This is a genomic window from Hymenobacter sp. DG01 (genome assembly GCF_006352025.1).
In the GTDB taxonomy this organism is placed as follows: Bacteria; Bacteroidota; Bacteroidia; order Cytophagales; family Hymenobacteraceae; genus Hymenobacter.
In genome coordinates this window covers 213,901-236,406 of the sequence record NZ_CP040936.1, presented here as the reverse complement: position 1 = coordinate 236,406, position 22,506 = coordinate 213,901, and the positions used below count along the sequence as shown (strand labels likewise).

12 protein-coding genes and 1 riboswitch are annotated in these 22,506 nt (G+C 60.7%); of the genes, 4 read left to right on the top strand and 8 right to left on the bottom strand.

Annotated features, from left to right (window positions below):
- Window positions 1–118: 118 nt before the first annotated feature.
- The 5 genes from FGZ14_RS00910 to FGZ14_RS00890 all read right to left on the bottom strand — a co-directional run bounded on the left by FGZ14_RS00910 (window position 119) and on the right by FGZ14_RS00890 (window position 9,124).
- The gene (locus tag FGZ14_RS00910) at window positions 119–3,145 is read right to left on the bottom strand and encodes a TonB-dependent receptor (RefSeq protein ID WP_139920268.1); all 3,027 of its coding nucleotides are present in this window, start codon (window positions 3,143–3,145) and stop codon (window positions 119–121) included.
- A 479-nt stretch (window positions 3,146–3,624) separates the two neighbouring features.
- Window positions 3,625–3,716, bottom strand: a riboswitch (SAM riboswitch).
- 267 nt (window positions 3,717–3,983) lie between these two features.
- Window positions 3,984–4,427: a hypothetical protein gene (locus FGZ14_RS00905; protein ID WP_139920266.1), complete on the bottom strand. Its 444-nt coding sequence runs from the start codon at window positions 4,425–4,427 to the stop codon at window positions 3,984–3,986.
- Window positions 4,424–5,986 carry a PepSY domain-containing protein gene (locus FGZ14_RS00900; RefSeq protein WP_139920264.1) on the bottom strand — a complete coding sequence of 521 codons (1,563 nt, stop codon included), beginning with the start codon at window positions 5,984–5,986 and terminating at the stop codon, window positions 4,424–4,426. Before FGZ14_RS00900 ends, FGZ14_RS00905 begins: the two co-directional genes overlap by 4 nt.
- Window positions 5,987–6,250: 264 nt before the next feature.
- Window positions 6,251–8,641, bottom strand: a complete 2,391-nt coding sequence (locus FGZ14_RS00895; protein WP_139920262.1) for a TonB-dependent receptor — start codon at window positions 8,639–8,641, stop codon at window positions 6,251–6,253.
- A 102-nt stretch (window positions 8,642–8,743) separates the two neighbouring features.
- Window positions 8,744–9,124 carry a hypothetical protein gene (locus FGZ14_RS00890; protein ID WP_139920260.1) on the bottom strand — a complete coding sequence of 127 codons (381 nt, stop codon included), beginning with the start codon at window positions 9,122–9,124 and terminating at the stop codon, window positions 8,744–8,746.
- Between the two features lie 193 nt (window positions 9,125–9,317).
- On the opposite strand from FGZ14_RS00890, the gene FGZ14_RS00885 reads away from it, so the two are divergent.
- Together FGZ14_RS00885 and FGZ14_RS00880 are read left to right on the top strand one after the other, a co-directional pair.
- Complete coding sequence (locus tag FGZ14_RS00885) at window positions 9,318–10,340, top strand: alkaline phosphatase D family protein (RefSeq protein WP_139920258.1); 1,023 nt, start codon at window positions 9,318–9,320, stop codon at window positions 10,338–10,340.
- Window positions 10,341–10,630: 290 nt separating this feature from the next.
- Window positions 10,631–13,810, top strand: a complete 3,180-nt coding sequence (locus tag FGZ14_RS00880) for a glycoside hydrolase family 3 N-terminal domain-containing protein (RefSeq protein WP_257883309.1) — start codon at window positions 10,631–10,633, stop codon at window positions 13,808–13,810.
- A gap of 245 nt (window positions 13,811–14,055) precedes the next feature.
- Here the strand turns inward: FGZ14_RS00880 and FGZ14_RS00875 are convergent, their stop codons facing one another.
- Entirely contained in the window at window positions 14,056–15,264 is a 1,209-nt protein-coding gene (locus FGZ14_RS00875) for a TIGR03435 family protein (protein WP_139920256.1), read from the bottom strand.
- A 94-nt stretch (window positions 15,265–15,358) separates the two neighbouring features.
- On the opposite strand from FGZ14_RS00875, the gene FGZ14_RS00870 reads away from it, so the two are divergent.
- Window positions 15,359–16,981 (top strand): 3-(methylthio)propionyl-CoA ligase, encoded by a 1,623-nt coding sequence (locus tag FGZ14_RS00870; RefSeq protein ID WP_219601042.1) that lies wholly within the window; start codon window positions 15,359–15,361, stop codon window positions 16,979–16,981.
- A 209-nt stretch (window positions 16,982–17,190) separates the two neighbouring features.
- On the opposite strand, the gene FGZ14_RS00865 is transcribed toward FGZ14_RS00870, so the two are convergent.
- Both FGZ14_RS00865 and FGZ14_RS00860 read right to left on the bottom strand, forming a co-directional pair.
- Window positions 17,191–17,697: a DUF2059 domain-containing protein gene (locus tag FGZ14_RS00865; protein WP_139920254.1), complete on the bottom strand. Its 507-nt coding sequence runs from the start codon at window positions 17,695–17,697 to the stop codon at window positions 17,191–17,193.
- Between the two features lie 57 nt (window positions 17,698–17,754).
- Window positions 17,755–18,939, bottom strand: a complete 1,185-nt coding sequence (locus FGZ14_RS00860; protein ID WP_139920252.1) for an acyltransferase family protein — start codon at window positions 18,937–18,939, stop codon at window positions 17,755–17,757.
- 405 nt (window positions 18,940–19,344) lie between these two features.
- Between FGZ14_RS00860 and FGZ14_RS00855 the strand changes: the two genes are divergently transcribed.
- Window positions 19,345–22,470 carry a SusC/RagA family TonB-linked outer membrane protein gene (locus tag FGZ14_RS00855; RefSeq protein ID WP_139920250.1) on the top strand — a complete coding sequence of 1,042 codons (3,126 nt, stop codon included), beginning with the start codon at window positions 19,345–19,347 and terminating at the stop codon, window positions 22,468–22,470.
- Window positions 22,471–22,506 lie beyond the last annotated feature (36 nt).

Here is a 22,506-nt window from a genome sequence, read left to right as displayed (position 1 = left end):
GCGCCTCACCCCCCGGCCCCCTCTCCGGAAAAGGAGAGGGGGAGCCGGGCGATTGGGTATGCTTGCCTCAGGTGGCCTTGCGTTCGGTGCCGCCTTTGCACGACGGGCGGCGGGTTGGTTACAGGCCCACCGTCAGGCCTACCTGGAAGGTGCGGGGCTGGGGCACCGTGGCCCAGTCAATGTTTTTGGTGTTGGCTACCCCGCTCTGGGAGTTCACCTCGGGGTCGATACCGGAGTAAGGCGTGATGGTGAGCAGGTTGGCGGCCTGCACGTAGAGGCGCAAAGAGTTGAGGTGGGCTTTAGCGGCTACCTCCTTCGGCACAGTGTAGCCCAGCGAGAGGGTGCGCAGGCGCAGGAAAGAGCCGTCCTCCAGGTACCGGTCGCTCAGGTTCTGCACTACCCCCCCATAATTGTTGGAGGCCGGGTTGGTGGTCAGGCGCGGAATGTCGGTTTGGTCGCCGGGCCTTTGCCAGCGGTCCAGCTGCTCGCGCAGGTAGCCAATGTTGCTCTGCGTGCCCCCATGCACCAGGAAAAAGCGGTTCATGTTCATGATTTTCGCCCCCTGCTCGAAATTGAGGGTAAAGCCAAAATCCAGCCCCTTGTAGGTCACCGAGTTGATCACACCCCCGAAGTAATCGGGCCAGGCGTTGCCCACCAGCTTGCGGTCGGCCACCGATAGTTGCCCGTCGCCGTTCACGTCCTGGTACTGGGCGTCGCCGGTTTCGGGGTTCACGCCGGTTTGGTGGTAAAGCCAGAACGAGTAGAGCGGGGCGCCTTCTTCGAGACGGAAAATGTCGCGGGAGCCCGAGGTGATGGGGGCCGCCAGCTTCTCGATGCGGTTCACGTTGCGGGCCACGTTGAAGGTAGTGCTCCACTGCACGGCCGAAGCGGATGGCAACCAGTTGGCCGTTAGCTGCACCTCGAAGCCCTTGTTGCTCACGGCCCCATAGTTTTCCACCACCGAGGCAAAACCCGTTTTGCGGGGCACCGGCACGTTCAGCAGCAGGCCCGAGGTGTACTTGTCGTAGTAGTTCAGCTCCAGCAGCAAACGGCTTTGCAGCACGGCCGCATCCAGGCCCACGTTCCACTGCCGGGTGCTTTCCCAGCTCAGGTTGGGGTTGGCCAGCTGCAGGGGGGTAGTGCCGGGCAAATCGAGATAGTTGGCCCCACCCTGCACCAGGCCCCGGGCGGCGAAGTCGCTGATGCCGGCTTGGTTGCCGGTTTTGCCCACACTGCCGCGCAGCTTCAACTCCTGAAACACGTTCAGGTTCTTAATGAATTCTTCCTCACTCAGGCGCCAGCCCAGGCCCACGGCCGGGAAGTAGCCCCAGCGGTTGTCGGCCCCGAAGCGGGAGGAAGCGTCGGCCCGCAAGCTCACGTCGGCGGTATAGCGCTGCTTGAAGCTGTAGGTAGCCTTGCCAAAAAACGACAGCAGCCCTGCCTGGGAGCGGGACGAAGAGCCCGTTTGAGTAGCTGCCGAGGCGATGCTGGTCAGGTCGTTGCTCGGGAATTGCTGGCCCGAAAGGCTGGTGCGCTGAAAGGTATTTTTCTGGATAGTATTACCCACCAAGGCCTGCAGGGAGTGGTTTTCCCCGAAATCCACCGAGTAGTTTAGGGTCTGCTCGTTGAGCAAGGTAATGTCGCGCGACAGGAAGGAGGTAGCCGTGCCCCGGGGCTGCCCGGCCAGGATGAGCGTGTTGTTGAAGTTGTTCTCATACATGTCGTTGAAGTCGATGCTCCAACTGCTGCGCAAGGTCAGGTGCTTGCCAAACTGGTACTGCCCGTACACGTTCGAGATGACGCGCGAGCCCACCGCGTCGTTGTTCAGGTTGCCAATCAGGGCCTGGTGGTTGTCGAAGGAGCCGTACTTGGCGTAGGTACCGTCGGGGTTGTAGATGGGCAGATTGGTGCGCGGAAACAGGGCCGAGTTGATGACCCCCACCGGGTTGTTGTCGTTGCTGCTCACGTTGCGGTGGGTGCGCGTGAGGGCCGTGCTCGTGCCGATGCGCAGCCTATCCGTCACGGAGTTATCCAGGTTTACGCGGAGGCTAAACCGGTCGAAGTTGGTGGGCCGGGCAATGCTTTCTTGCCGGAAATACCCGCCCCCCACGTAGAACTGCGTTTTGGCTGAGCCCCCAGCCGCCGACAGCTCATAGCTCTGGGTTTGGGCTGTGCGGAACACATCAGAGAGCCGGTCGTAGGTTTGCTGCTCCTCGGGCAGGCCGCGCCCCCCGGAGGCCACCGAGCGGTAGGGCAGTTGAGTGGGGTTGCCGCCGTCGTTCAGGAACCGCTCGTTTTCCAGCTGGGCCAGCTCCTGGCCGCTCACCAGCTCATACTGCTTGGGTGCCTTCGACCAGCCGTGGTAGGTATTGAAGGTGATACGGGTTTTGTCGCCGGCCTTGCCACGTTTGGTGGTGATGAGTACTACCCCGTTGGCCCCCCTCGAACCGTAAATGGCTGTGGCGTTGGCGTCCTTCAGGATTTCGATGCTCTCAATGTCCTGGGGGTTGATGTCGGCCAGCGGGTTGCTGGATACCTGGTTGCCCAGACCGGTGGCAATCAGGTTGGTGTTGTTGATGAATACCCCATCCACCACGTACAGCGGGTCATTGCTGGCATTCACGGAGTTACTACCCCGGATGCGGATGAACACCCCGCCCCCCGGCACCCCCGAGTTGGCCGATACCTGCACGCCGGGCGCTTTGCCCTGCAGCAGTTGGTCGGGGCTGGCCGCCGGAATATCCTTGAGCGCGTCGCCCTTCACCGAGCTAATGGCGCTGGTCAGGGTTTTGCGGTTTTGCTCGCTGTAGCCCGTTACCACCACTTCCGAGAGCTGCTTCACATCAGCTTTCAGGGCTACGTTGATGGGGCCGCCGGTAGCTGCCACGGCCTGGCTTTCGTAGCCCACGGCGCTGATGGTCAGGATAGTGCTGCCGGGCGGCAGGGTCAGAGAGAACGAGCCATCGGGCCCGGTGGAGGCACCCACGGTGGTGCCTTTCACCACTACCGTCACGCCCGGCAAGGGGCTGCGGTCCGTGGCATCCACAATGGTACCAGTTACGGTGGAGGCGGCCGTCTGGGCGAAGCTCGCTGGGGCCAGGCCTGCCACCACTGCTGGCACCGCCAGAAGGGTAGAGGATTTCATATGCAGGAAAGAGTTGGAAGGTGAGCACACCACTTCCCGGCCAGCCCCGGCACGGGGGCCGCGTTGGCAAAGCTGGAAGTGGACGCAAAGGGGTGAAAACCCAGGAGCGGAAGCCTTCTGCCCAAATCCGGCTCGTGCACAGCCGGAAGCTATTCGGTCGGCGGGAGCCAACGGAACTAGCGGTTTACAGGAAGAGAAAGCGCCGCGGGGCGGCTACTCGGCAGCCGAAGTAACCGGCCGACAAGGAAAGCCCTCAGGCCTGACAGGCCCGGGTAATGCGTAGGAAAGTTGCGCGCTACCGCACTACCCTACCGGAGCAAGCAAAAAGCAAGTAAGGGAATCTCCCTCCGCCTTAGCAGCCCATGCCCAGCATCCGCATACAGACGAGGCCACGCATCAGGCCACAACAGGCAGGCTGAGGCGCAACGTGACGATGGGTACTGCTGGGGATGCTGGTGAAGGACTTCACGGCGTTGTTGTTTTTATATGGTCAGGACTTGGCACCGTTCCGGATGTTCCGGGGGTTGTCGGCGGTTCATCGAGCCTGTCTCTCCGCGCCTCTGTATAAAAACAATCCTTTGTGAGAGAAAGAATTGGTGCTGTAAATGTACAAGCGGAATTTTCAGAAATGCAAATCCTTCGTTCGAATTAATCTTTGGCCAGTACAAACCAAAGGTTTTGCTGGCCCTTACTCGTATTCATTCTTCGGCTTTCAGCAGTTAAGCCAATACTATATCGTTACTATCTACGTAGCCTGTACAATGCGTATGCCCGGGCCACTGTTGATTAAACCAGTGACACGGGCATGCGTGCTACATAAACTATTATAGTCAGATACTTACCTCACAGCTTTGGCCGAATCCAGGGCAGCGGTCATCTGGCGTTCTAAATCCGTTAGCTCCTGCGCTTCGGCAGCCCAAAAATCCTCGTATTGGTGGGCGGTCAGCTGCACAGTGTCGGGTTCTTTGTACTGGTGCATCCAGGTCATCATGGCGGCATCGGCGCGGCGCAAGCCCCTGATGATGCGGTGCAGGCGCTCGGCTTTGGCTTGGCCCGAGGTGGTAGTAGAATCCAGGCCAACGAGCTGGGCGGCGAGGCGCTGGCGTTCCGATATGAGTCCATCCATGCGGGCCATCAGCTCGTCGTGGTGGCGCATAACGGCCGCACGGGTAGCGGGTGTTTTGCTTTCCAGCGGCTGATTTTCTTGGGGCTGGCAGGCCACTGCGAGCAGGGAAAGAGCTGCGTAACGCAGCCGTAAACTCAAGTTCATTGGGACGCTCATTTCATCTTGATAAATAGCCACAAGCCCAGCACCGACACGGCCAATACGCCGGCGGCAGCCAGCATCGTGATGATGTCACGGATGTTTTTGCCCAGCTCCCCGGCGGCGTGGTACTTGTGCAGGAAGGCGAAGCTCAGGCCTTCGTAGCGGGCTACATTCTCGACGCGGGCGGCGAGGCGGCCGGTAGCGGGTTCCACGTACAAGGTGGTTTTCTGCGGGGTATTGTAGGCCACTTTCATAACGGGCAGGCGCTTGTTGATGAAGCCGTACTCGCCTTCGAAATGATCCACCAGGGTAGGTTTGCCGCTCATGGCAGGGGTAGCACCACCCCCGGCTTGTTGCAGGAAGGTGTTAGCCAGAAACGCCGCGTAGTGAGTGGCGCCGTCGGGCAGCAGCTGGCCGGTAGCGGCATTGTAGTAGACTACGGGGGTAGCGCGCACCGCTTCCACTGGCTGGCCGGTGCTGGCGCCGGCCGCCGGGCCGGTGGGCTTTTCTGCCGGAAGCAGGAATACCTGGTAGTACACCTGTCCGTTCAACTCCGCCAAGGTTACCTGTTGCACCGATTCCCAGGCCAGAGGCAACTCCGTGAGGTCCACGGCCAAGGCGGGGGTAAGCACGGCGGGCGCGTGCTGGTAACGCAGCCTGTCGTCGGGGTGAAGCTTGAGGTAGACGTGGAAGGCCCCGCTGCCCGCGAAGGTGAACGTAACCAAGGCCACGGCCAACCCTACCTGCCGGTGGTACTTGCGCAGCCAGCCTACCCGGTCCTGGGCATTGCGGGGCTTGCGGAATTTATTCCACATGAACCCGTAAATCACCAGCCCACTCACGGCCGAGGCGATGATGATACCCAGCAGCACCAGCATGGTCAGTACCTGGAACGTATTGTTGCCTATCAACTCCAGCCACGACCAGTTGTGGAACAAGTCGAACACCCGAATGAAGGCGCTGCGGCTGGCGTTGTTGAACGTAGCCAGCCGGGCCGGGGCCGTTTCCACGTACACTACCAACCCGTCGGGCCGGTCGAGGGCAATGCGCCACACGGGCAGCAGGCGGTTCACAAACTTATACTCCTGGTCGAAGCCGGTGATGCGCACGGCGCTGCTCACTTGCGCCGTAGAGTCTTGGGTGAAATAGCGGGCCAGTTGCTCGGCGTACTGCCGGTCGGCGCTGACAGGCAAGGGCTGCCCCGTTTCGGCGCTGAAATAGCGCGGCACGGCAGTAGGCGCTTCGGTGCCTAGCTGCACCTGGTACGCCTGCTGCTCCTGCCACTGCACCACGCGCACACTACGTAGGCTGGCAATCTGATTCTGCGTCAGCACCTGCCGCAACGCCACCTTTGGCTTGGCCAAGGGGGTAGGCACCAAAGCTTCGCGGGCTATTTTCGGCCGCAGCCAGTTGCTCATCAGTGGGTGCGCGAGGCCGCTGAGGGTCCAGAGGATAACCGGTACCACCGTCAGCAGCCCGATGATGCGGTGCCAGCGGTACATATTGCGCTGCACCACCCGCTTTATAGGGCCGGCAGCCCGAACTGCTGGGGCGGTTTGTTGAGTTGTTTGCATAAGAAATGTCTGTTGTCAAGGACGCAAGGCCTCGTTGGTTCTTTTGTAGAAGGTCATCCGGTGCGCTGACGCCGCCGGGCATCGTGTGAGGTGACGTTATCAAATCAACCTCCGTGCTTGATCTTGCTGGGCTACAGAGCGGTTCTAGCTGCTACCCCATCAAGATTAGCCAGAGGTAGGGATGCTTCGACAGCACTCAGCATGACACGTTTTAGGGCCGTTGCCCTACCCTTCTCCTGCCACTGTTTACCTGCCTCTTACCCCTCACTTCTTCCCCACAAAATTGTACTGCACTCCTACCGATACCGTGCGGGGAGCGGCGGGCGTGAAGGTAGTGCGGTCGGTGAGGGCGTTGCCGCGAGTGGCGGCGTTGGCGTATAGCTCGTCGGTGAGGTTGATGACGTTCACGAAGACTTCCAGCGTTTCGCGCCAGCTGTAGCCGGCCCGGGCGTTGAGCACGCTCACACCACGGGTGCCAAACAGTGTCCGGTCATCGTAGCGCACCCGGTTTACCTGGTCTTGGTACCAGCTGCTAATGCGCTGATACTCCAGGGAAGCGCGCAGGCCGCGCAGCCACTGCGGCTTGTAGGTCAGCTCGGTATTGGCAACCCAGCGCGGGGCCTGGGGCATTTGCTTGCCGTTCACGTCCTTTACCGCGTCGGTGGCGTTGGTGCTGAGGGCAAACTCCTCGAAGCGGTGCACGGCGTTGGTGCCGCCGAAGCGGAAGAACAGCTCGGCGGTAGGCTTCCAGGTCAGGCTGTATTCGATGCCGCGGTGCAGGGTTTTGCCGGCACTCTGGTAGTCGGTGGAGTTATCGGGCTGGCGGATGCTGAGCAGTTCGTTGCGCCCACCCAGCTGGTACAACGCCACATCCAAGTACACCTTGTTGTCTAGCAAGGAAGCCCAGCCCCCAATTTCGCGGTTGTAAAAGCGGGCCGGCTGCAGGTTGTAGTAGAACTCGGCGGGCACTACCTCGCCGGTGGTTGTGGTAACACCGGTTCCGGGGCGCTTCCGGAAAATAGCTGTGAGGCCAGGCGGCGTGAAGCCCTGTGAGTAGTTGGCGTACAGCCCCCGGCCGTGGCCTAGGTCGTAGGTCAGCCCGATTTTGGGGGTAGCCTGCTGGAAGGTTTTGGTGCCGCTTGACTTATCGAGGTAGTTGTCGTAATCGAAAGACAGGCGGTCAAAGCGCCCGCCCAGGGTAAGCTGCAGCTTAGGCAGCGGATGAAAATCCAGCTGCGCGTACACGGCCGAGTTCAGCAGGTCGGTATCGTAGTTGGCAACAGGAAGGTCAGGCCGGTCGGCCATGATGGTATACTTCTCCACCGACTTCTTATCGGCCCGCAACTGGGCTGCCAGGTCAATCTGGTGGGCATCGTACTGGGTAGGCGAATAATCGAAGCTAGCCCCACCAATCAGGCGCGAGTTCAGCCAATTCCAGCGCACACTATGCTGGGCAATCAGGCCGTAACTCTTAAAGCGGTTCTCGTTGACCTCGCCCGTAGCGGTAGTAGCCCCGGCCCGCCACCGGATGCCGTATGAGGGGTTCTGGCCGATGCTGTTGTCGCGAAAGAAGCCGGTGAGGGTGGTCTGGTTTTGCGCGTTCCACTGCTGCTCGGCGGTGAGGCGGGCGCGCAGAGCGTAAGTTTTGCGGTAGGTAAAATCAGTCGGGCTGCTGTACTCGCGGCGGTAGTAAGCCACGCTATCCACCGAGCCGCTGGTCTGGGAATCGTAGTCGTTGTAAGAGGCAGCCGCAGTTAGGTGGGTGCGGGTTCCGAGAGCGTATTCCAGGCGGGCGTTCAGGCTGACTTTATCGTAGTCGGAGCTGGCCAGCCAGGAGTTGCGCTGCCGGGCCACGTAGCCACTCACAAAGCCCCCGAGCTGGGGCGTGAGCATGCCGCCGCCCCCAAATTGCACCCGCCGGTAGCCGTAGTTATCGGCCTGCACGCCCACACTGGCCGTTGGTACGGAGGTAGGGCGTTTGGTAAGCAGGTTGAGGGCGCCACCTACTGCCTCGGGGCCGTAGAGCGAGGACGCTGGGCCCTTCACTACCTCTATGGAGTTAATAGCCAGCGGATTCGATTCTAGCAGCGCGTTGTGGTTGAACACGCCCATAGGCCGCAACGGAATTCCATCTTCCAGATACAAGAAGTAGGCGTTGGTGCCAAAAGGCTGCCGGATGCCCATGGCGTGCTGCTCGTTGCCGTAGTTGAGCATCACCACGCCCGGCACTTTGTTGATCAGCTCGGCCAGCAAGGTAGGTTTGGTGTCCTGCACCAGGGTAGGCGAGAGTTTGGCAATGGCTACCGGCGCATCGGTGCGCAGCTGGGCCTCGCGGCTGGCAGTTACCACCACGGTTTGCAGGTCCTGCACGGCCGGGTTCAGGGCCACGCGCAGGGGTGCGCCCTCGGCCGGCACGGCCACCGTGAATGGCTCATACCCCACCGCTGACACCACCAGTTCATTGGCCGAGGTGGTCAGGGAAAACTGTCCGTTTGTGTTGGTGGCGGTGCCTACTTGCCCATTGGCTGTCCGGATGGTGGCTCCAATTAAAGGTTCTTTGGTGGCTGCATCGAAGACGCGGCCGGTTAGGGCACGTTGGGCCCATGCGGCCTGACTGGCGCATAGGGCCAGAGGCAGCAATAACGTTTTTCTCACAGGAAGAAAGGCTGATTGACGGCAGGCCGCGCCAAGGCCCTAGCACACGCAGGTGCCAGGCTAGCCGCGCGGGCCCACCAGATTGGGTTAAACCGGGGTCAATCAGCCCTCTGCGGGCGGGTGGTCGGGGCCGGGCCGGTCCCAGGCGTAGGACTCCACGCGGTACGCCCCGTAATGGGGGGTAGTGTGGAAGTGCGTGGGTGGTGTGAGGCGCAGAGGCACCACCGAGGCGCAAAACAGGTTGATATCCTGTACTACCTGCTTGCTGCCGGGCTGCTGCTTTTTCTCGTGCTCGGCCACAACCTTCAGCTGCTTGCGCAGGTGACACTTGCCATTACACTTCAACTGGGGCTTGTCGCGGTTGATGCACAGCACCCGGGCAATGTAGTCCTGATTCAGCCACCAGCTCACCGCAATACCCAGCTGCCCGGTGCAGTGCACCGAGAGCGAGAACAGCAGCAGAATAGCTATAGCCTGACGCACAGGAAACAAATGAGAAGCTACGAATACTGGTGCAAAGGAACACCCTCCGGCCTCTTGCACCAAGTATTATACGTCAGTGGCCAGATTTTATACACACTGGAAACTTGTTTTTCACGGTTTTCTGAGCCGTAAGGCATTGTTACCATATTACTACCCCGCGTGCAGAGGTAAAGCCCGTTTGCATCTTTGCCCTATGAAAACAGCTCTGACCTACCTGCTGGCTGCTGGTTCTCTGTTGCTGACCAGCCCGCCGGCTACCGCGCAAAAATCCGGCAACGACCTGCGCATTACCTTCGGCTCCTGCAACCGCCACGACCTGCCCCAACCTCTCTGGGACGATATTGCCAAGGACAAGCCTAATGTATGGATCTGGCTGGGTGACAATATTTACGGCGACTCTGACGACCCGGCCGTGCTCAAAGCCAAGTACGATGCCCAGCTCAACCAGCCCGACTACCGCCGCCTGCGCGAGCAAGGCACCGCCGTCATCGGCACCTGGGACGACCACGACTACGGCCGCAACGACGGCGACAAGACCTACCCCTTCAAAGCCCAGAACCAGCAGCTGGCCCTCGACTTTCTGCAGGAGCCAGCCGGTAGCCCACGCCGCCAGCAAGAAGGTATTCATGCTGCCTACGAGTACCAGGCCGGTAAAAAGAAAGTGAAAGTCATTCTGCTCGACGACCGGTATTTCCAGGACCCGCTCACCCGCGACGCTCAACGGGTGTACCAGCCCAACCCTACCGGCGACATCCTGGGCGAGGCGCAATGGCAGTGGCTGCAAGCCCAGCTCCAAAACTCCGATGCCGACGCCCACATCATTGCCTCGGGTATTCAGTTTCTGCCTCAAGAGCACCGCTTCGAGAAGTGGGCCAACTTCCCGGCCGCCCGCCAGCGCCTATTCAGCCTGCTGGCTTCTACCAAAGCCAAGGGCGTGCTACTCATCAGCGGCGACCGGCACATTGGGGAGGTGTCAAAAATGACGGTTCCGGGCGTTTCCTACCCCGTGTACGAGGTAACATCCAGTGGCCTCACCCACCCTGCCACTCAGAACACCGGCGAGCCGAACCAGTACCGCGTAGGCCCCCTCGTGAACCAGAAGCACTACGCTCTCTTCCAGTTTCAACCCAAAGGCAAGCGGCTGTTCGTCACGGCTTCGCTACGCGGCGATGAGGGCAAGGTATTCTACTCGGAGAAGATTGAGGTAGGCAAGTAGCGAGGCAGGTCAGTAGCAGAAATAGCAAAGAGTAAATAGAACGTCATGTCGAGCTTGCCGAGACATCTCGCGTGCTGTCGTTGCAATAGTAACCCAACAACGGCGCGCGAGATGTCTCGGCAAGCTCGACATGACGTTTTAGAGAAGCATGCGAGATTCCTCGACTCCGCTCGGAATGATGTTCTGGCTTCGTTCAGAATGACACCTTTCCGTTTCACACGCGCAAGCCATTCATCCCCTTCAATTCCGCTAAATTCGCAGCCTACCCATTCTAACCGCTGCAACTGCCCTTGTCTTTCACCCGCTCCCTCCCGTTTCTGTGGCTGCTGCTGGCGCTGCTGAGCCCCCTCGACAGTTCGGCCCAGCGCCGCAAGAAGAAGTCGTCCGCTAAGAAAACTACTGCTACTGCTCGCCGTGCTACCGCCCCGAAGGCGGCCGGAACCGCCAAACTGCTGACCTCCAAAAAGCCTACCCCCACCAAGACCCGCAACCTACCGGTGCCGTTTGCCGGGCAGCTGGGCCAGTCAAGGTGGGTTGATTCGGTGATGAAGACCCTCACGCCCGATCAGCGCGTAGCCCAGCTGTTCATGGTGGCCGCCTACTCCAACCGCAAGCGCATTGATGAGGACTCGGTATCGGCGCTGATTCAGCAGTACGGCATTGGGGGGCTGATTTTCTTCCAGGGCGGACCGGTGCGCCAGAGCAAGCTTCTGAACCGCTACCAAAGCCAGAGCAAAGTGCCCCTGCTGGTAGCCATGGACGCCGAGTGGGGCGTGGGCATGCGCCTCGACAGCGTGCAGCGCTTTCCCTACCAGATGAGCATGGGCGGAATCCGCGAAAACCAGCTGGTGTACGACATGGGTACCGAGGTAGCAGCTCAATTCAAGCGCCTAGGCATGCACGTCAACTTCGCGCCGGTGGTCGATGTGAACAACAACGCTCAGAACCCCGTCATCGGGTACCGCAGCTGGGGCGAAAACCGGGAGGGCGTCACGGAGAAAAGCTACCTTTACATGAAGGGCATGCAGGACGCGGGCGTGCTGGCCGTAGCCAAGCACTTCCCCGGCCACGGCGACACCGACACCGACTCCCACCTGGCCCTACCCCTGTTGCGAATTGACAAGAAGCGTATTGACACCCTGGAGCTCTATCCCTTCAAAAGCCTGATCAAGCGCGGCATCGGGGGCATGATGGTGGCCCACCTCAACATTCCGGCCCTCGATACGACGGGCCTACCCTCTACCCTCTCCAAACCCATCATCCAGGGCTTGCTGCAGCAGAAGCTGGGCTTCGAGGGCATCATCTTCACCGACGCCATGAATATGAAGGGCGTTATCTCGAAGTACCCGCCCGGTGAGGCCGACCTGCGCGCCCTGCTGGCTGGTAACGACATTCTGGAGTTCTCGAAGAACATTCCGCTGGCCCTTCAACTGGTGCGCGAAGCCATCAACAAAGGTCAGCTCAGCCAGGCCGACCTGGATGCCCGTTGCCGCAAGGTGCTGGCCCTGAAAGAGTGGGCCGGCCTGAACAAATACAAGCCCATCGAGCTGCGCAACCTCACCCAGGATCTGAACACGCCCCACGCCCAGTACCTGAGCCAGCGCCTCACGGAGTTGAGCGTGACGGTGCTGCGCAACCAGAAGAGCCTGCTACCCCTGCAGCGCCTTGATACCCTGCGCCTCGCTACCCTCACCATCGGCACCAAGGACACTACCGACTTTCAGCGCATGGTAGCTGATTACGCGACGGTGCGCCACTTCTGGCTGCCCGCCGCCCCCAGCATGGACGAGCTGACGCGCATGCGCGAAACCCTGAAACCCTACAACCTGGTGCTGGTGGGCCTGAATAATCTGGGCCGCCTGCCCGCCACCAACTTTGGTATTGCGCCCGAAACCAACGTGCTGCTGCGCGAGCTGGGCGGCAAAAGCCAGAAGCTGGTTGTGACGGTGTTTGGCTCTGCCTACGCCGTGGCGAAAGTACGGGACCTGGAGCGCGCCGATGCGGTGGTGCTTGCCTACCAGGAAAGCAAAAACGCTCAGGACATAGCCGCTGAAGTTATTTTCGGAGGCGTGTCGGCCAGTGGCAAGCTGCCCGTGACGGTTTCCGACCGGTACAGCTACGGCGCGGGTCTGGCTACCAAGGGCGGCATCCGGCTGCGCTACAGCTTCCCCGAGGCCGTGGGCATGAACAACGACCTGGAAGCACGCGTGGACTCCATCATGAATGGGGCAGTAGCGGCGCAGGCATTTCCGGGCGGTGAGGTGCTGATTGCCCGCCGGGGGGTAGTAGTGCTGCGCAAAAGCTACGGCACCCACTCCTACCCCTCCGCCGGCCAAGCTGCCCGCCCCGTCCGCAACACCGACCTCTACGACCTGGCCTCCGTGACCAAGGTAGCGGCGGCGCTGCCGGCCCTGATGAAGCTCCAGGACGCGGGCAAGTTCTCGCCCGACATGACCCTGGGCCAGCTGTTCCCGGAGTTCAAAGGCACCAACAAGGAAAGCCTGAAGCTGCGCGACGTGCTGACTCACCAGGCCCGCCTCAAGTCTTGGATTCCGTTCTGGAAGGACTACACCAAGCCCCGCGGCCTGTTCAACTCTTTGCTCGGCAAAAGCCCCGGCGCGAAAGACGTAGCGGCCACGCAGCCCGCCGAGATGAGCCGCCGCTACTTCCGCCCCGATTCCTCGGCCCGCTTCCCGCTGCCAGCCGGCCCAGGTTTGTGGGCCCGCCAGGATTTCCCGGAGCGCATCACCAAGGCCATTGCCGAGTCGCCGCTGAACGAGAAGCCGGGCTACGTGTACTCCGATTTGTCGTTTATCATGTACCCGCGCTTTATCAAGGCCGCTTCGGGCAAGACGATAAACCAGTTCGTGACGGATGAGCTGTACCGGCCCCTGGGCGCTACTACCCTGGGCTACAACCCTACCCGCCGCTTCCCGCTCAGCCGCATCGCCCCCACCGAGTACGACTCCCTGTTCCGCCACGCCCAACTGCACGGGACCGTCCACGACGAAGGCGCGGCCCTGCTGGGCGGCCTCTCGGGCCACGCCGGCCTGTTCGGCAATGCCAACGACTTGGCCAAGCTGGTGCAGCTCTACGCTTGGAATGGCAAGTACGGCGGGCAGCAGCTCCTCAAGCCCGAAACCCTGGCCGAGTACACCAAGTGCCAGTTCTGCCCCGACAACCGCCGCGCCCTGGGCTTTGACAGGCCCGCGGCCAACCCCACGGTGAATTCAGCTAAAAGCGTATCGCAGCTCAGTTATGGGCACACCGGCTTCACGGGCACCTATTTCTGGGTTGACCCCAAGGAAGAACTTACCTGCATCGTGCTGACCAACCGCGTAAACCCTACCCGCCGCAACAACAAAATCACGGAGCGCAGCGTGCGCTCTGGGGTGTTGCAGGTGGCACTGGAAAGCATTCGGCAGCCCCGGAAGCAGGCCGTGGAAAGCACCGTACCGCAGGAGCAGTAAATTGCATAGAGTGCATGGACAGTAACATAAAGATCCGTCATGTCGAGCTTGTCGAGACATCTCGCGTGCTGATGGTGGGATAGTAATCAGACGTCAGCACGCGAGATTCCTCGACTCCGCTCGGAATGACGTTCCTGCAAAGTGTGGCGACTCTTACTATCCTTCCACTCTATATAAGGAACCAAAAACACGAAGCCCCAACAGTCTCTGTTGGGGCTTCGTGTTTTTAACGACTTCACGAATAGCTATTGAACAGTCAGGCGGCCGGGACTTAGCTGCAGTATCTCAATCTTGCGGGTCGCCTCTTCCAGTTCCAAGCCCATAGCTTGCAAGGACTTCAGAATTTCCGCTCTATTGGCTTCTGGTTGTAGTTCCAGCTTTATATCGTAGCGTCCCAGCAGGCCCGTTTCATCTACCACGGGCTTGCTCGACATATTCTCCAGAAAGTCGCGCAGCATCTCCACCCGGCCCCCTTCTACCTCCAGCCCTTTACCCGACCACATGCCGCTTTCTGGCTTCTTAGACTCCGGCCAGGGCTGCCGGGATTTGCTTTGCCGCAGCACGTACACCGGCCGGCTTTCGCGCACTAGCTGGGGCTGTACCGGAAACTGGCGGGGTAGCTCCTGGCGCAGGTGCCGGAGCAGGTGGGCTTTGTCCGCCGTGGGCACAATCAAATCCAGGCACACCAGGTTAGCGGGTTCCTGGCTGACTTGCAGGGCGGGCAGCTCGTTTTTCACCCGTAGGTGCGACATTCCGTAGGCTTCGCGGAATAAGGTTTCCACGGGCACATTAATGGCCGTGAGTCGGCGCCCGCGCAGGCCGGGGGTCTGGTCGCGGCGCAGTTGGCTGTTTTGGCCCTGCAGGTAGGGCCGGACGCTCACGGCGAAACGGGTAGCTGTATCGGCCGGGAAGAACACCAAAGGGTCTTTCACTACCACATCGTGTTTAGCTTGCAGCTTGGCATTTTTACCGGCCAGAATAGCCCGCAGGGAGGTGGTAGTTAGCTGATCGGGCCGCGTAATGGCAAGCACGCGCTGGTCTTTGCCAATGACGACGGTGTGCGGTACACTATTATGCGGGAAGTGTCGGTAAAGCGGGGCGTTCTGGTCGGGCAGAGCCGCCAGCGGCAACTGCACCGGCCGCCGGGCCACAAAAGTCCGTAGCCGCTGCTCTGAGTCGTTGGCTATCCCTATTACCTGCAGCTGCTGCGGAAAGGCCTGCTGCAGCGAATCGAGATGGAGCAGGGCCGGAATACACGGGCTGCACCACGTTCCCCAGAACTCAATTACCAGCACTTTGCCTTTCGCTTCGGTAGAGCTGAAGCCGCCCCCACTGCGGTTCACTACCTGCGAGAGAGTAAACGGCGGCAACAGGTCGCCTTCTCGCAAGGCTTGGCCAAACACCAGGGCGGGGCCGGCACACAAACCAGCCAACAGGCATACTCGTGGATACATAATAGGAGGTAGTTTCTAGATGCGTCTAAACTACTCTTTTCTCAGTAGCTTGTCTGCTACCTCGTTCTTTCCTTCAATTCCCACCGCTTGTTATATGCTAGGTCTCATGATGAACACGCCCCTGCGGATTGCGGGGCTGTTGGAACACGCCGCCAAGTGGCACTCCGATACCGAAATTGTTAGTCGCCTGCCGGAAGGCGGCCTGCACCGCTACACCTACGCCGCGGCCCACCAGCGCAGCAAGCAGCTGGCCAATGCCCTCACGGAGCTGGGTATCCGGCCCGGCGACCGGGTAGGCACCCTGGCCTGGAATACGCACCGCCACTTTGAGCTGTACTATGGCATTTCGGGCCTGGGCGCAGTGTGCCATACCATCAACCCCCGGCTGTTTTTCGAGCAGCTTGTGTACATCATCAACCACGCCCAGGATCGGCTGCTGTTCTTCGACCTGACTTTCCTACCCTTGGTAGAAAAGCTGGCCCCGCAGTGCCCTACCGTGGAAAGCTGGGTGCTGATGACCGGCCGCGCCCACATGCCCGAGGCCCCTACCCTCCCGAACCTGCGCTGCTACGAGGACCTTCTCTCGGCTCAGTCAGCCGACTATGAGTGGCCCATCTTCGACGAAAACACGGCCTCCTCGCTGTGCTATACCTCCGGCACCACCGACCAGCCCAAAGGTGTGCTTTACTCGCACCGCTCCACGCTGTTGCACTCCTACGCCGCTTCCCTCCCCGACTGCTTTAACTGCTCCACCCGCGACGTAGTGCTGCCTGTGGTGCCCATGTTCCACGTTAATGCCTGGGGTATTCCGTACATGGCGCCCCTGAATGGCTGTAAGCTGGTGATGCCTGGCCCCGGCCTGGATGCAGGCAGTCTCTACGAGCTGTTCGAACAGGAAGGCGTGACGTTCTCGGCCGGAGTGCCTACCATTTGGTTTGGGCTGCTGACGCTTATGCGCGAGAAAAAGCTACGTTTTTCTACTCTGAAGCAGATGATTGTAGGCGGGGCATCCTGTCCGCCTGCGCTGCTGAAGGCCTTTGACGAGGAACTGGGGGTAGTAATTCGGCACGCATGGGGCATGACGGAAACCTCACCCTTGGGCACCGTGTGCACGCTTAAGTCCCAACAACTCAGCCTCTCGCCCGACGAGCAGTTCACCATCCAGACCAAGCAGGGACGCAGTATTTTCGGGGTGGACATGAAGATTGTGGACGACGAAGGCCAGGAGCTGCCCCACGACGGCGTGGCCTTCGGCGACCTGCTGGTGCGCGGCCCGTTCATCGTGGCCGACTATTTCGGCACGGAAAACCCAGGCGAGCTGACCGCCTCCGGCTGGTTCCGCACCGGCGACGTAGCCACCATCGACCCCGCCGGCTTCATGCAGATTACTGACCGCTCAAAGGATGTCATTAAGTCGGGCGGAGAGTGGATTTCGAGCATCGAGCTGGAAAACCTGGCCATTGGCCACCCCGCCATTGCCGAAGCGGCCGTAATTGGCGTGCCTCACCCAAAGTGGAGCGAGCGGCCCTTGTTGGTAGTGGTCCGCAAACCTGACGCTACTATTAGCAAAGAAGAGTTGCTGGCCTACTACGACGGCAAAGTGGCCCGCTGGTGGATTCCCGAAGCTGTAGAGTTTGTAGATCAGCTACCCCACACTGCCACCGGTAAGCTCCTCAAAACCAAGCTCCGCCAGGATTTTGCTGACTATGCGTGGTAAAAGGGCAACAGAAGGCGAATAATTAAATGAAGGGCTGTCATAGCGAGGCAGCACGACACCGCCATCTGTCCTCTGCACGTGACAATCCTAGTAAACAGACAAGCCCTTGACGCTAGTACAATCGTCAAGGGCTTGTTACGTTTCAGGGGGTAGGGCGTTGGTCAGCGTAGGTGGCGTCGATGCCCCGCTATGACACTTTACCGGGTTCCCTATTTCACTTCCCCAGCAGGAGCCTGGGTTTTCATTTTCTCGGCAATGGCCTGCTGAAGCTCCGGCAGGTGTTCCTGCATGCGCTTCTGGCCGATTTCCATACCGGCCGACATAAGCTGGGGCATTTTGGTGATGGTTTTGCGGCCGGTGGGCGTCTGGTAGAACTTGGTCAGGTCTTTCAGCTCTTTTTCCGTGAACTCGCGGGCGTAGAGCTGCACCATGTCTTCCTTCATCGACTGCCAGCTCATGTATTTGTTCAGGTAGGCGCGCATTTCGGGCTCCACGACTTTCATGCCGGGGTTTTGCTCTATCTGCGAGGCCAGCATCCGGTCGATGGTGGCGGTGAGGTTCTTTTCGGAGTCGGTGGCGGCGAGGAGTTCTTCGGCTGCCTTGCGCTGGCCCGCCGAAATGGGCGAGGACGCGCTGGTAGTGGCTGCCGTGGTCTGGGCCGTAGCGGCGGGGGCGGCCAGGGCCAGCCCGGCGGCCAACATCAGGAGTTTCTTCATCTTCCGAAGTACGAGAAATTATCCGACTAGGCTATTCCCCTACCCCCTCCGTACCCGCTACACCTTGATGATGATGTTGCGGCGGTACATCAGCCAGAGCACGCCCAGCCAGATCAGCACGCACACAATGGCTCCGGCCAGGGAAGCATTTAGGGGGCTGAAGTAAGGCACGAAAAACGTGCTGTATAGCCAGTTGCGCAGGCCGGCAGGTTGTCCATCAGCGCCCGTCACTTTAATCATGTTCAGCAGGCGCGGAATCAGGCCTGAGAGAAAAAACACGGTAATGGCATTCACGCCGTACACCAGCGGCGCCTTTATCCAGCCGCGGTAGCCTTGCACATCACACAACCAGTAGAGCCCACCCAAGCTGGCCAGGGCCAGCCCGCCGGTGTAGAGCACAAACGAGCTGGTCCAGAGGCTTTTATTGATGGGAAACCAGCCGTTCCAGATCAGGCCCAGCACCACGCAGGCGCCACCCGCCACAAACAGCCACGCTACCCGGGTAGCTGGGTCCACATCTTTGCGGCGCAGCCACTGCCCGGCCAGCAGCCCCAGCAGCCCCGTGCCAATGGCGGGAAGCGTACTTAGCAGCCCCTCGGGGTCCCAGGTGCGGCTTTGCTTCCAGAGGTGAGCCTCGCCGAGCACGGTTCTATCAAGCCAGGCCCCGAGGTTGGTGCCGGCCTCCAGGTTAGCGGGGCCGTAGCCGGGCACGGGCACCAACTGCATCAGCACATTATAGAACACCAGCACGAAAGCCAGCAGGCCAAATTGCTGCCGGCGGGAAGTTTTCAGGAACAGAATGCCGCACACCAGAAACACCACCGCAATGCGCGCCAGCACGCCCGGAATCCGCACCGTGCTGAAGTCAAACGAAGGAAACAGAGCGCCAAACAACCCCAGCCCAAACAAGATAGCCGAGCGCTTCAGGATGCGCCCGAAGGTGCGTCCGTGCGTTTCGGGCTGCCGCCGGGCGCCATCCAGCGCATACGTAATGCTGACGCCGACAATGAACAGGAAGAAGGGAAAAATCAGGTCGGTGGGGGTGCAGCCGTGCCAATGCGCGTGCTCCAGCGGCGCGTAGATGTGGCCCCAGTCGCCGGGGTTATTCACCAGAATCATGGCCATAACGGTGAGGCCCCGAAACACATCGAGGCTCACGAGGCGGCCGGGCGGGGTAGGCTCAGCTATGGCATTGGTGCTGGTGGCGGTGGCAGGGGTAGCGGCCTGAGTAGCAGTTGGCATAAACAAAGGGCTAAAAAAATGGGGCCGCTTAAGGGAACCGGGCGGCAAACCAGTCAGCCTACGTACCCCGTGTCGGGTGGCCGGCTGGGGAAAGTTGCGGTTTTGCCTCCGGTATTCAAAAGCAAACTTCACCTTCAGAAAATACTAAATATAGTTGTTTCCATGAGTTTCATCTTATAGTTTTAGCCTTACCGCCCAGGTCTGCCACCGTTCCTGAGCGTTCCGCCCCCTACCCCTCCCACCCACCCTTTTCTGTGCTGTTCGGCTGTTTTGCAGCCGCCCCGATGCCCTCTCTTCCCCGGCATAACCTTCCCATAATCCGGCCATAATGCAACTGCACCCCAGCAGTACCGGGGTTGCAGGCTCTTTTTGTTTCTCTCACTCTCTCATTTCTTTCCACTGCGTATGAAAAGACGTTTATGGTCTGCCCCGTTAGCTATGGGGCTGCTGCTAGCCGCGCCCACGGCGTGGGGCCAGCAGGCCACCACACGCACTATACAGGGCACTGTGACCGATGCTAACGGCCGGGCCCCGCTGCCGGGCGTGAACGTGCTGGTAAAAGGCTCCACCATTGGCACTCAGACCGATGTAGAAGGCCGCTATACCTTGGCCGGCGTGCCCGAAGGGGCTACCCTCGTGTTCAGCTTTATCGGCTACACCAGCCTGGAGCGCCCCGCGGGCGCCGACAACCAGAACGTTACTCTAACTGCCGATACCCGCAAGCTGGACGAAGTAGTGGTGACGGCCTTCGGTATCAAGCAGGAGCGCCGCCAGATCAACTACGGCGCCCAGGAAGTGAAGGCCAAGGACCTGATTGACTCGCGCCAGCCCAACATCGTGAATGCCTTGCAGGGCAAGGTGGCGGGGGTGCAGGTAACCAGCTCGGGCGGTGGGGCCGGCGAGGGGGCATCCATCGTTATTCGGGGCGGCAACTCCCTTGATGCCGACAACCAACCCTTGTTCGTTATCGATGGGATTATCATGGATAACTCCTCGTTTGCGGAAAGCACCGCGCCCGGTGGGGGCTCGGCCTTCAACGGTCTACTGGGCCGCTCAGTAGGTAGCACCAACCGCGCCTCCGACATCAACCCCGAGGATGTTGAGAGCATGACGGTGCTGAAAGGCCCGGCTGCAGCGGCCCTCTACGGGTTGCGCGCCGCCAACGGGGCCGTCATCATCACCACCAAGAAAGGCAAGGCCGGCCGCACATCCATCGACTTCCGCACCCAGTTTTCAGTGGATGAAGTGAACCGCCTGCCCAAGCTCCAGGACCAGTACAAGCAGGGCAGCGCCGGAATATTTGATGCTACTACCCGCAACTCCTGGGGGCCCCGGTTCCAGCCCGGCGAAACGGTGTACGACAACCTAGGCGAGTTTCACCAGCGCGGCACCACCTTCCAGAACTACCTGACCATGTCGGGCGGCACGGAGAAGGGCACTTTCCTGATTTCGGCCTCCCGCCTCGATAACAAGGGGGTAGTGCCCGAAAGCCAGTACGACAAATCGACGGTACGCCTGGCCGGCACCCTGCAGCTTTCGCCCAAGTTGAGTGCTTCCGGCTCGGCGGAGTATCTGAACTCCGGTGCCGAGCGGCCGCTGCAGGGCCCAGGCCTGTTCGGGGGCACGGGCGGCTACTTGGTCAGTTTGCTGAACTGGCCCCGCAACGACGATGCCCGGGTGTACCTGAACCCCAACGGCACCAGGCGGCGCCTGCTGCCCGGCAGCGTGGGCTCGAGCGATGCCGACAACCCCTACTGGACGGTAAAGAATAACCCCCAAACGGACCGCACCAACCGCTTTATCGGCAACACGCAGCTGAGCTACGACCCCGCCAAGTGGCTCAAGCTTAGCTACAACATCGGCACCGACCTGTACACTGAGAAAACCCGCTCGGTGCGGGCCATTGGCACCTCGCAGCCGGGCAACCAGGACGGCGGGCTTTCGGAATCGACTACCCTCAACCGCCTGCTGAACTCCAACCTGCTGGCTATTCTGACCCACCAGTTCAGCGAGAACCTGACCGGCGTGCTTACGGTAGGTAACACGGTGGAAGCCAGCAAGCGTGAAACCACGGACGTGCTGGGCCAGGTGTTCCGCACCCCAGGCATCAACTCCTTGAATAACACCGACAACCGCAGCGCCCTGAATACCACGTATGAGCGCCGCCTGATCGGTAATTTTGCCCGCCTCAACCTGGACCTGCTCCAGCAGATTACCCTGGAGCTGAGCGGCCGCTACGATGTATCCTCCACGCTGCCGCGCAATAACAAGAACTTCGGGGGCGGCTTCTTCTACGGCTCCGCCGCGGCCGGCTACGAGTTCAGCCGCACTCTGGGCCTGGATCAGAATCCCATCTTCAACTACGGTAAAATCCGGGCCTCGGTGGCGCAGGTGGGTAAGGACCCCATCCCCTACCGCGTCGATTCGCCGCTGGCCCAAAGCACCTACATTGGGGGCGGCTTCCGCCAGGGCTTCTTCGGAGGCAATGCCAACCTGGTGCCGGAGCGCACTACCGCCTACGAAGCCGGCCTGGACCTGCAGTTTCTGCAGAACCGCGTCAGCCTGAACGCCGGCTACTACTACCAGGTGACTACCGACCAGCTGATTGCCCCGCGCGTGAGTCAGCCTTCGGGCTACATTTTCCAGTACATCAACGGCGGCACCGTAACCAACCGGGGGATAGAAATAGCCCTGGCCGGCACGGTGGTGAAGCAAGCCAACGGCCTGCAGTGGGATATTCTGGCCAACTTCTACCGCAACGTGAACGAGGCCACCAAGCTGCCCAGCTTCCTGACGGAAGTCAACCAGTCGGATGCCAACATTATTGACGTGGCGCGGGGTAGCGCCTTCCCGGGCCGCCCCATCAGCTCTATTGCCGCCCTGGATTACGTGCGCGTAGCCGACGGGCCCTACGCCGGGCAGGTTATCATCGGGGCCAACGGCTACCCTACCATCAATACCAGTACCTACGTGTACGCCGGCAACCGGTCCCCGGACTTTACCACCCAGATTACCAACACCCTAACCTACAAAGGGCTGGAGCTGACCTTCCTGCTTGATTTCCGGAAGGGGGGCAAAGTGGTGAACGGCAACGACTGGTTTACGACCCGCAACGGCCTGAGCACCCGCACCGAGGACCGCTTCAAGCAGGCCGTGTTTGAGGGGGTAGTGCGACAGGCCGATGGCAGCTATGCCCCTAACACCCGCCCGGTGGAACTCACCGAGCAGTACTTCCGGACGATTCTGGGCGCGGTGGGCACGCCCTTCATTGAAGATGGCTCCTGGACACGCCTGCGCTACGTCACGCTCAGCTACTCCCTGCCGGCTACATGGCTGGGCAACTCGGTGGTGAAAGGCGCCCAGATCAGCGTAACCGGCCGCAACCTGCTGCTCCTGACCAACTACACCGGTGCCGACCCTGAAACGGCGGCGGCGGGAGCGGGCGTGCGCGGCGGCGGTTCCGGCGGCTTCGACTACGGTAGTGTGCCCGGCACTCGCGGCGTGGATATGGCCCTGCGCTTTAATTTCTAGCCGCTGATGTGAACGAGGCCGGCGAAACTGTGTTTC